The following is a 15,729-nucleotide window of genomic DNA, read 5'->3' as shown; positions in this document are numbered from 1 at the left end:
GGTCCTCTCAGGAAATCAGTTTTTCAAGTTCATCTGCTGATAAACGATTGAGAGCCTCCAAGGATTTAGCCAAAACATCATGAACGGGCTGCAAATCGGGTTGCAGGGCTTGTACGGCTTCGCTGAAAGCCGCCAGATCGGCACTGGCGAACAGGCTGGCCAGCGGCACTTCGAAGCCCAGCAACTCACGCAGACGCAGGGCCACCTGCGTGGCCAGCAGCGAATGACCGCCGAGCTCGAAGAAATTGTCTGTCAGGCCGACCCGCTCCAGTTTCAGGACATCGGCCCAGACCCCGGCGACCTGCCGTTGCAGTTCAGTTTCAGGCGCCACATAGCTGTGTTGCAGCAGGCTGGCGTCCGGTTGTGGCAGGGCCTTGCGATCAAGCTTGCCGTTGGCGGTCAGCGGCAGGCTGTCGAGGAGCAACAGGTGCGCCGGCACCATGTAATCCGGCAAGTTGTGCTTGAGCGCCTGGCGCAGGCGTTCACGCCACTGGCCCTGCTGGTCGAGCTCGACCGACTGATCGGCCACCAGATACGCAACCAGTTGCACGCCGCCGGCGCCTGGCTGATCCAGCACCACGGCCTGACGGATTTGCGGCAGCGCCAACAGTTGCGCCTCGATTTCACCCAGCTCGATACGGAAGCCACGGATCTTCACCTGATGGTCGATGCGCCCGGCGTACTCGATCCGGCCATCGGCGCGATAGCGCGCCAGGTCACCGGTGCGGTACAGCCGCGCACCGTCGCCAGCGAACGGGTTCGGCACGAAACGCAAGGCGCTGAGGTCGGCACGCTTGAGATAACCGCGTGCCAACCCGGCACCGCTGACGTGCAACTCGCCGATGCAGCCCTTGGCCACCGGTTTCAGGTCGGCGTCGAGCACGTACCAGCCCAGATCCGGGATCGGCTCGCCCAGCGGGCTGCCGGCATCCTGTTCGAGATCGGCCAGGGTCAGCGGACGGTAGGTCACATGAACCGTGGTTTCGGTGATGCCGTACATGTTGATCAGCTGTGGCGCGGCATCGCCGAAGCGTTCGAACCATGGACGCAGGCTGCGCACTTCCAGCGCTTCACCGCCAAAAACGACGTAACGCAACGACAGTTGCGGAACCTGCGGCGCATCGCAAGCGACTTGCATCAGTTGCTTGAATGCCGACGGCGTCTGGTTGAGCACGGTGATGCGCTCACGGCACAGCAGCGCATGAAACTCCTGCGGCGAGCGGCTGACGCTGTGCGGCACGATCACCAGACGCCCGCCATGCAACAGTGCGCCGAAGATTTCCCAGACCGAAAAGTCAAACGCGTACGAGTGGAACAGCGTCCAGCGATCCTCGGCACCGAAGTTGAACCAGGGCTGCGTGGCCTCGAACAGACGCAGCACGTTGTCGTGAGCCAGCAGCGTACCTTTCGGCTTGCCGGTGGAGCCCGAGGTGTAGATCACGTAAGCGAGGCTGGCGCTGTCGGCCCAGACCTGCGGATCGGTTGCCAATTGATCCTGCCAGCGGCTGTCAACACCCAGCAGCAGGGTTTCGACGCGCTCGGCAATCTCCAGATGATCGAGCACACCCGGCTGCATCAGCAGCAAGGCAATGCCGCTGTCTTCGATCATGTATTGCAGGCGCTCGGCCGGGTACTGCGGATCCAGCGGCAGGTAAGCCCCGCCAGCCTTGAGGATGGCGACCAGGCCGACGATCATTTCGATCGAGCGCTCGGCTGCCAGCCCCACCAGCACATCGGCCCCGACGCCCCGCGCGATCAGAGCATGGGCCAGGCGGTTGGCCCGGGCGTTGAGTTCGCCGTAGCTCAATTGCTCCTCTCCCAGACTCACGGCAATCGCCTGCGGCGCCCGCCGCACTTGCGCTTCGATCAGCTGTGGCAAGGTGCGGGTTTGCGCAAAGGTGGCCGGCGCGCGGTTCCAGTCGTGCAACATCGCCTGTTGTTGTGCGTCTTCGAACAGGCTCAGATCGGCCAGCAGACGTTGCGCGGGCGAGTCCGCCATTTGCTGCAACAGGTGCTGCAGGTGACCCGCGATCTGCTCGATCTGCGCTGCGCTGAAATGCTGACGGGCATAGGCGAACTGCAACGACAGGCTGTCGCTCAGGTCCACCAGCACCGTCAACGGCAGGTTGGTCTGCTCCTGGCTGCGCGCCTGGTCGAAACGCAAGCCTTGCGGCGCACCGTTGTTCAGCGCCTCCGACACCGGGTAGTTCTCGAACACCAGCAGGCTGTCGAACAAGCCTTCGCCGCGTTGCCCGGACCAGCGCTGAATGTCCGCCAGTGGCGTGTATTCGAATTCGCGCATGGCCAGGTTCAGCGCCTGCACGGTTTGCAGCCACTCACCGAGGGATTGCTCGACACGCGGGGTGGCGATCACCGGCAACGTGTTGATGAACAGACCGATCTGTTGCTCGACACCTGGCAACTCGGCCGGACGCCCGGCGACCGTAGCGCCGAACGCCACGGTCGGTTGCCCGGTGTAACGCTGCAACAGCAACAGCCAGGCGGCCTGCACCACGGTGTTGAGGGTGACCTTGTGCTGACGGGCGAACGCCCCCAGACGTTGAGTCTGCTCACGGTCCAGCCAATGGGTCTGCTGGTCGTAACCGCTCTGGCCGGCAGTCGCCAGTGTATCGAGGCAACTGCGGGCCAGATGGGTCGGCTCGTCCAGGTCGGCCAGACGCTCCGTCCAGAAACGCTCGCTGGCCTGACCGTCCTGACGCTGCAGCCAGCCGATGTAATCGCCATAACGGCCCACCGGCGCGGCCGGGGTTTCACCGGCGTAGCGTTGCATCACTTCGCCGAGCAACTGCGAGTTGCTCCAGCCGTCCATGAGAATGTGATGGCTGGTGTAGATCATCTCGAAGCGGTCATCGCCGGTGCGGACCAACACCAGGCGCAGCAAGGGCGCCTGCAGCAGGTCGAAGCCTTGTTGCAGTTGCTCCTGCGCCAGCCCGTCGAGCGCTCCCGCCAGGTCATGCCGACCGCGCCAGTCATGCAGGCTGAACGGCAATTGGGCACGACGCTGGACGATTTGCAGCGGCTGCTCCTGCTCGGAGATCCACACGAAGCGCGTGCGCAGAATCGCATGCCGATCGACGGCGCCCTGCCAGGCCTGACGCAAACGCTCGGGATCAAGGCCTTCGACGCTGACGCGCATCTGGTTGATGTAATCCCCCGAACCCTGCTCGTACAGGCTGTGGAACAACATGCCCTGTTGCATCGGCGACAGTGGGTAGATGTCTTCGACCTCGGCACCGGCGTCGGGCAAGGCATCGAGCTGTTGCTGGTTGAGCGGCGCCAACGGGAAGTCCGACGGCGTGACGCCGGCATTGCGTGCAGCGCAGCAATGCTCGATCAGCGCCGCCAGTTCGCTCGCGTACTCATCCGCCAGACGTTGAATGGTCGCTTCATCGAACATCTCGCGGCTGAACGTCCAGCCCAGACTCAGCTCGCCACCGTAGACCTGACCATTGAGCTCCAGCCAGTTGCCCAGCGGCGCCAACGGACTTTGTTCGTCCCCGGCCTTTTCGCTGGCCGGGGCGAACAGTGTGCCGTCATCGAACTGGCTGTCGAATTGCCCGAGGTAGTTGAACGTGATGCGCGGTGTCGGCAGCGCCGCCAGCTCGCGGCGGGTCGCTTCATCACCGAAGTAACGCAGCACGCCAAAGCCCAGGCCCTTGCCGGGAATCGCCCGCAACTGCTCCTTGATCTGCTTGATTGAACCGTCGAACGACGCGTTCGGGGTCAGGCGCACCGGGAACAGACTGGTGAACCAGCCGACGCTGCGACTCAGGTCAAGGTCGTCAAACAGGTCTTCACGACCGTGCCCTTCCAGCTGAATCAGGGTCGAAGCCTGCCCCGTCCAGCGGCAGATGACCCGGGCCAGCGCGGTCATCAGCAGGTCATTGACCTGAGTGCGATACGCCGCCGGCGCCTGTTGCAGCAGTTGTCGGGTCAGCGCTTGATCGAGGCGCGTCTGTACGGTGTGCGCATCGCGGTTTTGCAGACGGGCCTGCGGATTGATGCACGGCAGGTCGACGGGTGCATCAGCCAGTTGTGCGCGCCACAGATCGAGTTCACCCGCCAGTTGCGGCGCGTGCTGTTGCAAGCGTTCGGCCCAGTGCTTGAAGGCGCTGGTCCTGGCCGGCAGGCGCAGGGGTTTGCCGTCGATGCGCTGTTGATAAGCGCTTTGCAAATCTTCCAGCAGAATCCGCCAGGACACCCCGTCCACCACCAAGTGGTGCACCACCAGCAACAAGCGTTGTGAACCATCGGCCAGGCTCACCAGCAAGCCACGCAACAGCGGACCTTGAGCCAGGTCGAAGCTGCGCTGCGCCGCAAGGCAGGCGTCCTGCAACTGTTGTTCATCGCTGACCGAAGCCTGCATCAACAGCGCGTGCCTGACGGTTGTTGCGTGGTGATTTGCGCTCCAGCCGTCGCTCGTTTCAGTGAACGACAGACGCAAGGCATCGTGATGCGCAACCAACGCCTGCAAGGCTTGTTCAAGTGCATCGGCCTCAATGCAGATGGCCGGTTTGAGCATCACCGACTGGTTCCAGTGATGACGCTCGACAATGTCCGTCGCGAAGAACCACTGCTGGAACGGCAGCAACGGCGTGGCACCGCTGACCGGGCCCTGGTCGATCGGCCCCGCACCATCGCCCAGCGTCGCGACGCCTGCCAGTGCCTGGACGGTCTGATACTGGAACAAGTCCTTGGGGGTAAAGCGGATACCGGCCTGACGGGCACGGGCCACCACTTGAATCGAAATGATCGAATCGCCGCCCAGTTCAAAGAAGTTATCGCCCAGCCCTACTCGCGGCAGCTTCAGCACATCAGCCCACACCGCCGCGATGCGTTGCTCCAGCTCATTGCGCGGCGCGATGTATTCGGCCTTGCCGGCGCCCAATTCGGGTTTCGGCAGCGCCTTGCGATCCAGCTTGCCGTTGGGGCTCAACGGCATCTGCGCAAGATTCAGCCACTGATTGGGCACCATGTACTCCGGCAGTCCGGCGTGCAGGTGACGCATCAGGCTGTCGCGCCAGTCTGCGCTTTCTTCGTTCAACACCACGTAAGCGGTCAGCAGCTTGCCGTCGATCACCAGCACCGCCGCCTCACGGACGTTGCCATGCTCCAGCAGACGCGCTTCGATTTCACCGAGCTCGATACGCAAGCCGCGCAGCTTGACCTGATGGTCGATCCGGCCGGCGTATTCGATCACGCCGTCGGCGCGGTAGCGCGCCAGGTCGCCGGTGCGGTAGATCCGCTCGCCATCGCCATAGGGGCTGACGGCAAAACGTTCGGCGGTCAGCGCCGGACGCTGGTGGTAACCGCGTGCCAGGCCGACGCCCGCCAGGTACAACTCGCCGAGCACACCGGTCGGCACCGGCTCGAGGTTGTCGTCAAGGATGTAGCAGCCGAGGTTGGCAATCGGCTGTCCGATCGGCACGCTGTCGCGGCCCTCCTCCACACACGTCCAGTGCGTGACGTCGATAGCGGCCTCCGTCGGGCCGTAAAGGTTGTAAAGCCCGGCCGCCGGCAGTTTGGCGAAGACTTGCTGTTGCGCGTCCGCCGGCAGCGCTTCGCCACTGCACACGATGCGTTGCAGGCTGTTGCACGTGGCGACGTCGGCGTCCTGCAGGAAGGCTTGCAACATCGACGGCACAAAGTGCAGCGTGGTGATGTGTTCGCGGTTGATCAACGCCACCAGTCTTGCCGGATCGCGGTGATCGCCCGGCGCTGCGACGACCAGCCGTGCGCCGGTCATCAATGGCCAGAAGAACTCCCACACCGAAACGTCAAAGCTGAACGGCGTCTTCTGCAGCACGCTGTCGCCCGCGCCGATCTCATAGGCCTGTTGCATCCAGCACAGACGGTTGGTCAGGGCGACATGACGGTTGCCGGCACCTTTCGGTTTGCCGGTGGAACCGGAGGTGTAGATCACGTAGGCGAGGTTTTCACCGGTGACCGCCACGGGCGGATTGTCGCTGGCGAAGCCCTCAAGCGATTCCTCGAGCAGCAGGGTTTGCACCTGCCCGCTCAATGGCAAGGCATCGAGCAGATGCGCCTGAGTCAGCAGCAGCTGCACGCCGCTGTCTTCGATCATGTAGGCCAGGCGATCCTGCGGGTATTCCGGGTCAAGCGGCACGTAGGCGCCCCCGGCCTTGAGCACGGCCAAAAGACCGACGACCATTTCGATCGAACGTTCGGCAGCGATGCCGACCAGGCTTTCAGGCCCGACACCCTGCGCCATCAGCTTGTGCGCCAGGCGGTTGGCGCGGGCATTGAGCTGCGCGTAGCTCAGGCATTCGTCGGCGAACTTCAGCGCCGGGGCGTCCGGGGTGCGCAGCACTTGCGCTTCGATCAACTGCTGCACGCTCAGGTGTAGCGGGTATTCGGTGGCGGTGGCGTTCCAGTCTTCGAGGATCTGCTGGCGCTCTTGCGCGGCGAGCATCGGCAACGCGGCGATCGCTTGCTGCGGCTCAGCGACAATCGCCCGCAACAATGCCTGCCAATGTTCGAACAGGCGCGCAATGGTCGACGCTTCGAACAAGTCGCTGGCGTAGGTCAGGCTGACCATCAGCCCGGCGGCGGTTTCCGTGGTGTCCAGGGTCAGGTCGAATTGTGCGGTGGCGCTGTTCCACGGCAGGCCTTCGATGCGCAAATCCGCCACATCGGTGACCGGCGCCGCATCGCGCTGGTGGTTGAACAGCACCTGGAACAACGGGCTGTGGCTGAGGCTGCGCTCTGGCGCCAGCGCTTCCACCAATTGCTCGAACGGCAGATCCTGATGCGCCTGGGCGCCCATTGCAGCCTGCCGTGTCTGCGCCAGCAGATCACGGAAACTCAGGTCGCCGGCAAACTGTGCACGCATCACCTGGGTGTTGACGAAGAAGCCGATCAGGCCCTCGGTTTCGGCGCGGTTGCGGTTGGCAATCGGCACGCCGACGCGGATATCGTCCTGACCGCTGTAGCGGTGCAACAGGGTCTGGAACGAGGCCAGCAGGAGCATGAACATCGTCACGCCCTCACGTCGGGCAAGCTCCTGCAATTGCATGCTCAACGCGGGTTCCAGTGGTGCATCCAGTCGCGCGCCGCGATAGCTCTGCACCGCCGGACGCGAATGATCGAGCGGCAGCTCCAGCACCGGTTGTTCGCCGCCCAGTTGGCCCACCCAATAATCGAGCTGACGCTGACGCTCGCCCGCCTCCATCCACTGCCGTTGCCACTGCGCGAAATCGGCGTATTGCAGCGCCAGCGCGGGCAGTTCGAGCGGTTGGCCGGTGCGTTGTACGGCATACATCGCCATCAGTTCGCGCACCATCACTTGCATCGACCAGCCGTCAGAAACGATGTGGTGCTGAGTGATCACCAGCACGTGATCATCCGCCGCCAGACGCAGCAGGCTGACGCGCAGCAGCGGGCCGTTCAGCAGATCGAACGGCCGGCGAATCTGCGCCTGCACCCAGTTCGAAAGAGTGTCCTCGGCGTCGAGGCTGTGCTGTTCAATCGTCAGTTGGCCCTGCGCATGAATCACCTGCACAGTGCGCTCGTCGTCCTGACGGAACGTGGTGCGCAACGGCTCGTGACGCGCCACCAGTTGATTGAAGCTGTTCTGCAACGCGACGATGTCCAGCGCACCGCGCAAGCGCAGCGCACTTGGCACGTGGTAAGCGGCGCTGTCCGGCTCCAGCTGCCAGAGGAACCACTGCCGCTCCTGGGCATAAGACAACGCCAGTGCATCACCGCGTTGCAGCGCCGTCATCGGCATGCTTTCGCTGTGTTGCAGGGTGGCGCAGGCGGCGGCAAAGGCTTGCAGCGTCGGTTGCTCGAACAGGGTGCGCATCGGCACATCAATTTTGAGTGTCTGGCGGACCCGGGAAATCACCTGGGTGGCCAGCAGCGAATGGCCGCCTCGTTCGAAGAAGTGATCGTTGAGCCCCACCGCGCCGGACTCAAGTACGGCTTCCCAGATCTGCGCCAGCTGCACTTGCAGCAAGGTTTGCGGCGCTGCATGAACGCACCGGGCCTGGCTCAGCTCGACTTTCGGCAGCGCGGTGCGATCAAGTTTGCCGTTGTTGTTCAGGGGCAATGCGTCCAGCGCCAGCAGGTGCGCCGGCACCATGTAATCCGGCAGCACCTGTTGCAGCGAAGCCTTGAGCGAGTCCAGCCACTGCGCCTGCGCGGTCGCAGGTTCGGTGCCTGTTTCGGGCACCACGTAAGCCACCAGCTGCGCGCCGCCCGGAAAATCCTGAGCGATCACGGCCGCGGCGCGCACGCCCTCCTGCGCTTGCAGGCAGGCTTCGATTTCACCCATCTCGATGCGCAAGCCACGAATCTTCACCTGGTGGTCGATACGTCCGGCGTACTCCAGATCAGCGTTTTCGTTGTAACGCGCCAGGTCGCCACTGCGATACAGACGCGCCCCCGCCTCGCTGGCAAACGGGTCTGGCAGGAAGCGTTCGGCGGTGAGGGCCGGACGATCGAAATACTGCTGGGCCAGACAGGCGCTCGCGCCGATGCACAACTCGCCCACACCACCGGCCGGCAACAATTGCCCGGTGCTGTCGAGCACGTACAACGCGCGGCCGGGAATGGCCCGGCCAATCGGAATGCCGAAGGTGTCGCTGGCATCGCTCAGGCGGCAGTCGTGAACGCTCGACACCACCGTCGCCTCGGTCGGACCGTAGGTGTTGAGCAAGCGCACGTGGCTCAGCCCTGCTTCGTGCCACAGGCGCAGGCCTTCGACCGACATGGCTTCGCCACCGACATGCACCTGGCGCAACGCGCCCAGACTCGCGACGTTGCCGCCAGCGCATTCACGCGCCAGCAAGAACCAGTAAGCCGCCGGCAAGTCCGCCAGCGTCACGCCGTGGCCGACGATCTCGTCCGCCAACCGGATCACATCCCAGAGTTCGTCGCCGCGCATGATCAGCGCTGCGCCGACACACAGCGGCGGGTAACACTGCTCGACAAAACCGTCGAAGCTGAAGGTGGCAAATTGCAGCACGCGATCATCGGCACTCAGCGCCGAATACTCGGCACCGGTCTGGCAGAACTCGCGCAGCGCCGCGTGAGCAATCGCCACGCCTTTTGGCTGACCGGTGGAGCCCGAGGTGTAAATCACATAGGCCAAGTCATCGACCGTGGCGTGATTCAGCGGATCGCTGTCCGGGTAAGCGTCCAGCGTTTCGATGAGGTCGCCCAGCTGCAAATACTCCAGGCCCACTGCAAGCGGCACGTCTTGCAGGAGAGCGGATTCGTCGAGCAGCAGATCGACCCGGCTGTCTTCGATCATGTAGGCCAGACGCTGGGCCGGGTAGTTGGCATCAAGCGGCACGTAGGCGGCGCCCGTTTTCAGCACCGCCAGCAGGCTGACGATCATTTGCGGGCCACGGCGCAGCGCCAGGCCGACACGTTTGCCCGGCGCCGCACCGCTGGCCAGCAGACGGTGGGCCAGGCGATTCGCCTGGCGGTTCAGTTCGTCATAGCTCAGGCGCTGGTCACCGCACTGTACGGCCAGGGCCTGCGGTGTGGCTTTGGCTTGCGCGGCAATACGCTCGTGCACCAGGCCGGTGTGCTGCAGCAGCAGCGCGGGTGGCCGGCAGTGGGCGAGCATGGCGTGTGTGGCGGCTTCATCGAGCAGCGTCAGGTTGCCGAGGCAATCTGTGGCGTCGGCGATCAGTTGCTCAAGCAAGTGGCGCAGGTTGGCGCAGAGCCTGTGCACCTGGGCGGCGCTGAATCGCGCAGCGTCGTAGCTCATCTCCAGGCTCAGCGTGGCGCCGAGTTCGATACCCAGCGTCAGCGGATAGTGAGTGCGTTCGTGGTTGTGCAGGTTGCCGAAGGTCAACCCGGCCGGAGCGCCCTGTTTCAGCGCCTCGGCGACCGGGAAGTTTTCGAACACCAGCAGGCTGTCGAACAGCGCCGAGCCCTGCTGCCCTGCCCAGCCCTGAATGTCGTACAGCGGCACATGTTCGAACTCGCGCAAGGCCAGGTTCTGCGCTTGCAGATCACTCAGCCACTGGCCGACGCGGTGATCCGGGCGCGGGTTGCACACCAGCGGCAAGGTGTTGATGAACAGCCCCAGTTGCTGCTCGATGCCCGGCAGCGGCGCCGAACGACCGGCCACTGTGGCGCCGAACGCTACGCAATCCTGCCCGGTGTAGCGTTGCAGCAACAGGCTCCAGGCCGCTTGCAGCAACGTGTTGAGGGTGACTTTCTGCTGACGGGCGAACTCGCCCAGACGCCGCGTTGCGGATTCGTCGATCACCTCGCGATGTTCGTCAGTGCCATCGCCGCCCACGGGCGGACGCAGGGCATCGGCAAGCAGCGTCGGCGCCTGCAACGGCGCCAGCGCAGCCTTCCAGAACGCCTTGCCGGCGTCTGCCGATTGCTGCTGCAACCAGCCCATGTAATCGCGGTAATGCCCGACCGGCGCCGGCAGTGAGCGCCCGGCGGCGTAGTGGGAAATCACCTCGCCGAGCAACTGGGCATTACTCCAGCCGTCCATCAGGATGTGGTGGCTGGTGTAGATCAAATGCCAGTGATCGTCGCCGGTGCGCACCAGTTTCAGGCGCAGCAACGGCGCGCAGTCGAGTTCAAAACCCTGCGCCCGCTCCGTCTCGGCCAGCGCATCGGTGTCGGTGTTGTCCAGCACTTGCAGCGGCAGTTGCACCTGACGGCTGATCACCTGATGGGCGCTGTCCAGGCCTTGCCAGTGGAAGCTGCTGCGCAGCACGTCATGACGCGCCAGCGCCGCTTGCCAGGCGCTGGCAAAACGCTGCGGATCGAGGCCCTGAATGTCCAGACGCATCTGGCTGATGTACGCCTCGGCCTGCGGCTCATACAGGGTGTGGAACAGCATGCCCTGCTGCATCGGCGACAGCGGATAGACATCTTCGATGACAGCAGCGGCGACCGGCAACGCATCCAGTTGCGCCTGGCTGATGCGCGCCAGCGGGAAGTCCGATGGCGTGGCTTGCGCAGTGTCGAGGGCGCAGCAGTGCTCGATCAGCGCCGTCAGTTCGGCCGCGTAGCGATCAGCCAGGCTTTGCACGGTGGCACGGTCGAACATCTGCGAACTGAAGCCCCAACTCAGGCTCAATTGGCCGCCGTAGACCTGGCCTTCGACGGTCAGCCAGTTGTCCAAAGGCGCCTGTGAATCCTGGGCGACACCGCCGGACTCGGCGGATGGCACCAGCAGCGCCTGCTCATCGAACTGACGGTCGAACTGCCCCAGATAGTTGAAGGTGATGCGCGGCGCAGGCAATGCGGCCAGTTCTTCGCGCACCGACGGCGCGGCCAGATAACGCAGCACGCCATAACCCAGACCTTTGTCCGGCACCCCACGCAGTTGTTCCTTGATCGCCTTGATCGAACCGTCGAGATCCTCGGTCGCCACCAGATTGACGGCGAACAGGCTGGTGAACCAGCCGATGGTGCGCGTCAGGTCGATGTCGTCGAACAGGTCTTCACGACCATGGCCTTCCAGTTGAATCAGGGTGCCGGGCTGCCCGCTCCAGCCACTGATGGTCCGCGCCAGGGCCGTCAGCAACAGATCGTTGACTTGCGTGCGATACGCCGCCGGTGCCTGTTGCAATAATTGGCGCGTGCGCTCGGCGTCCAGACGCCATTCGATCTTTTCCCCGAAACGGTTTTCCAGGCTGCCCTCAGGACGTTCGCACGGCAGATCCCGTGCGCCGTTGTGCTGGGTTTTCCAGTAAGCCAGTTGATCGTCGAAGCGCGCAGCCTCGGTACTCAGGCGCGCAGTCCAGCTCTGGAACGCGCTGGTCTTGGCCGGCAATTGCACGCCACCGCCCGCCGCGAGCTGTTCGTAGGCTTGCTGCAAATCTTCCAGCAACACACGCCAGGACACGCCGTCGACCACCAGGTGATGGAGGATCAGCGACAAGCGCTGAGTGCCATCGGCCATGCTCACCAACACGGCACGCAACAGCGGCCCGTTGGCCAGATCAAGACTGCGTTGGGCTTCGTCGCAATGGGCGGTCAGTTGCTCGGCCGTTCCGGCCGTGCGCTGCCACAGGTCAGCGCGTTCGAGCTGTGCGGCGTACGCTTGCTGCCAGCCTTCGGCACCCTCGACAAAACGCAGGCGCAAGGCATCGTGATGATTGATCACATGGGTCAACGCGGCGTCGAGCCACTGAGCATTCAGCGCCTCGCGCGGGGTCAGCAGCAGGGACTGGTTCCAGTGCTCACGCCGGGGCATCGCGCGGCTGAAGAACTGCTGCTGGATCGGCCCCAACAAGGCTTCGCCCGTGGCCGGCGCCTGATCCACCGGACTGTGACGGTCGAGGATCGCGACCAGCGCCAGACTGCGCACCGTCTGATACTGGAACAGATCGCGCGGGCTGATACGGATCCCGGCCTGCCGCGCGCGGCTGACCACTTGAATCGAAATGATCGAATCGCCGCCCAGCTCGAAGAAGTTGTCTTCCAGACCCACGCGTTGCAAACCGAGCACGTCTTCCCAGATCGCCGCCAGGGCTTTCTGCATGGCATCCTGCGGCGCGACAAAAGCTTGCTGCGGCGCGGCATCCGGCTGCGGCAAGGCTTTGCGATCCAGCTTGCCGTTGGCGGTGACCGGCAACCTGGCCAGCGTCATCAGGTAAGTCGGCACCATGAATTCCGGCAGGCTGCCGAGTAGCCAGGCCTTGACGTCCTGCTGCCACTGTTCGTCTGCCTGAGCGGTTTCCAGCACCAGGTAGCCGACCAGATGTTTACCGCCCTGCACCAGCACCACGGCTTCGCGCACCAGCGGATGCTGCATCAGGCGGGTTTCGATTTCGCCCAGCTCGATACGCAAGCCACGCAGTTTCACCTGATGGTCGAGACGCCCGAGGTATTCGATGACGCCGTCGGCACGCTGGCGGACCCGGTCACCGGTGCGGTACAGGCGCGCGCCTTCGTGGAAGGGACACGGTACAAAACGCTCGGCGGTCAGCGCCGGACGCTGGTGATAACTGCGCGCCAGCCCTGCTCCGCCCAAATACAACTCACCCGCCACGCCGCTCGGCACCGGCAACAGTTCGGCGTCGAGCACATGGGTGCGCAGGTTGGCGATGGGCCGCCCGATCGGCACGCTGTCGGCGCCTTCGTCGACACAGGTCCAGTGGGTGACGTCGATGGCCGCTTCGGTCGGGCCGTACAAGTTGTAGAGTCCGGCATTCGGCAGTTTGGCGAACACTTGCAGTTGCGCGTCCAGCGGCAGCGCTTCGCCGCTGCAGACAATCCGTTTGAGCCCGACACAGGCCTCGACGCCCGGCTCATGAATGAACGCCTGCAACATCGACGGGACAAAGTGCAGCGTGCTGATGCCGTAGCGGTTGATGGTCTCGATCAACAGCGACGGATCGCGGTGCGCGCCCGGCGCTGCCACGACCAGACGCGCACCGGTCAGCAGCGGCCAGAAAAACTCCCAGACCGACACGTCAAAGCTGAACGGGGTTTTCTGCAGCACCGAATCGCTGGCATCCAGTGCGTAAGCCTCCTGCATCCAGCACAACCGGTTGACCAGCGCCGCATGACTGTTGCCGGCGCCTTTGGGTTTACCGGTGGAACCGGAGGTGTAAATCACGTACGCGAGGTTTTGCGGATCGACGCCGCCCTCGACACGGCTTTCGCTGTAGCGATCCAGCCAGTCGGCTTCCTGATCGAGGGTAATCACTTTCACCCCGGCAGTCGGCAGCGACGACAGCAGCGCACTCTGGGTCAGCAGCAAGGTGATGCCGCTGTCCTCGATCATGTAGGCCAGGCGCTCTTGCGGGTATTCCGGATCCAGCGGCACATAGGCGCCGCCAGCCTTGAGAATCGCCAGCAGGCCAATCACCATTTCCAGCGAACGCTCGACGCAGATCCCCACCAGGCTGTCGGCGCGCACGCCTTGCTCACGCAACAGATGAGCCAGTTGGTTGGCTCGCGCATCCAGTTGCGCGTAGCTCAGGGTTTGTTCGCCGAACACCAGCGCCGGTGCATCCGGGGTACGGGCCACCTGGGCTTCGATCAATTGATGAACGGGTTGCCCGGTCGGATAAACCGCTGTTGTCGCGTTCCAGGCATGAACCAGCCTGTGCTGCTCATCTGCGTCCAGCAATGGCAGTTCACCAACGCGTTGCGCGGGATCAGCGACCATGGCCTTGAGCAGACGCAACCAATGGCGCGCCATACGCTCGATGGTCGGCGCGTCGAACAGATCGCTGGCGTAAGTCAGGGCGGCGTGCAGCTTGCCGCCCTTCTCGTAGGTGTCGAGTGTCAGGTCAAACTGAGTGGTGCGGCTTTGCCAGTCGAGGCTGTCGAGCACCAGGCCCGACGCGGTGCCGAGGGCGGCGATATCGGCCACCTGCGACTGGTGGTTGTACATCACCTGGAACAGCGGCGTGTGACTGAGGCTGCGCTCCAGTTTCAGCGCTTCGACCAGTTGCTCGAACGGCAGATCCTGATGCGCCTGGGCGCCGAGCGCCGTCTCTTTGATCGCCTGCAACAACGCATCGACGCGGGTCTGGCCATCGATCTGGGTGCGCAGCACCTGGGTGTTGACGAAGAAACCGATCAGGCCTTCGATCTCGGCGCGATTGCGGTTGGCAATCGGCACGCCGACACGGATATCGGTCTGCCCGGTGTAACGGTGCAGCAGCGCATTGAACGCGCCGAGCAACAACATGAACAAGGTGACCTGATGCTGTTGCGCGGTGGTGCGCAACTGGTCGGCCAATGGGCCGTCGACGGCAAACTCGTAGCGCGTACCGCGATAGCTCGGCATGGCCGGACGCGAATGGTCCAGCGGCAGTTCCAGCACCGGATGCTCGTCGCCCAGCTGCGCCTGCCAGTACTCCAGTTGCCGCGCTTGCTCGCCAGCCTCCAGCCAGCGACGCTGCCACAGCGCGTAATCGCTGTACTGAACCGGCAGGGCCGCCAGCGCGGGCGACTGGCCGGCGTCAAAGGCGTCATAGCAGCGGATGAATTCGTCGATCAGCACATTCATCGACCAGCCATCGGAAACGATGTGGTGTAGGGTCAGCAGCAAGACGTGCTCCTGTTCGGCGAGCTTGAGCAACGTCACCCGCAGCAACGGCCCGACCGCCAGATCGAACGGCAATACCGATTGCTGCTCGGCGGCACGCACGACAGCCTGCTCGCGCTCGGTGGCCGGCAGCGCACTGAAATCTTCGTGCTGGATGTTCAAGGTGGTCGGGGCCGGCACTTGCAGCAGGCTGTCATCCGCCTGGCGCTGGAACACCGTGCGCAAGGTTTCATGTCGCTCCACCAGCGCAGCAAATGCCTGCTCCAGCGCTGACAGGTTCAGCCGTCCGGTCAGGCGCACCGCGCCCGGCAAGTTGTAGGCGCCGCTGTGCGGATCCAGTTGCCAGAGAAACCACATCCGTTGCTGCGCGTAAGACAACGCCTGGCGATCGTCGGCCTCGATCCCGGCGGGAATCGGGAAACGGGCGAAATCCACGCCCTCCTTTTGCAGGGCCGCGAGGAACATCTGGCGCTTTTCCAGGGGCAACCCGATAAACCGGCGAGCAAGTTTCAAGGAGTCTTCAGCATTCATTTCTCAGCATCCGGATCAGTAGGCAGGAAGCACAAAGGCACGTCGTCCCTATAAAACGAATGCACACCGGAAAAATTAGCGAATGAGAAGAAGTATCAGCAGGTCAGCCGCAAGCCCAAAGCTGCGAGCTGAAAGAAGAAACGACTGCAGGCAGACAGCCT

General features: G+C 63.8%; 1 protein-coding gene. It reads right to left on the bottom strand.

Going from position 1 to position 15,729, the window contains the following annotated elements; translation table 11 throughout:
• Window positions 1–7: 7 nt before the first annotated feature.
• A complete protein-coding gene (locus AC1MDC_RS17935) occupies window positions 8–15,568 on the bottom strand; it encodes a non-ribosomal peptide synthetase (RefSeq protein ID WP_480393429.1) in 15,561 nt (5,186 codons plus the stop codon).
• Window positions 15,569–15,729 lie beyond the last annotated feature (161 nt).

The organism is Pseudomonas sp. 1 (assembly GCF_056626735.1).
Note: the sequence above shows the minus strand (reverse complement) of the source record. Positions and strands in the feature narration are given on the sequence as shown.

Bases quoted from the DNA above. Each gene is read 5' to 3' on its own strand.
- AC1MDC_RS17935 (WP_480393429.1), bottom strand. From the start codon at position 15,568: ATGAATGCTGAAGACTCCTTGAAACTTGCTCGCCGGTTTATCGGGTTG.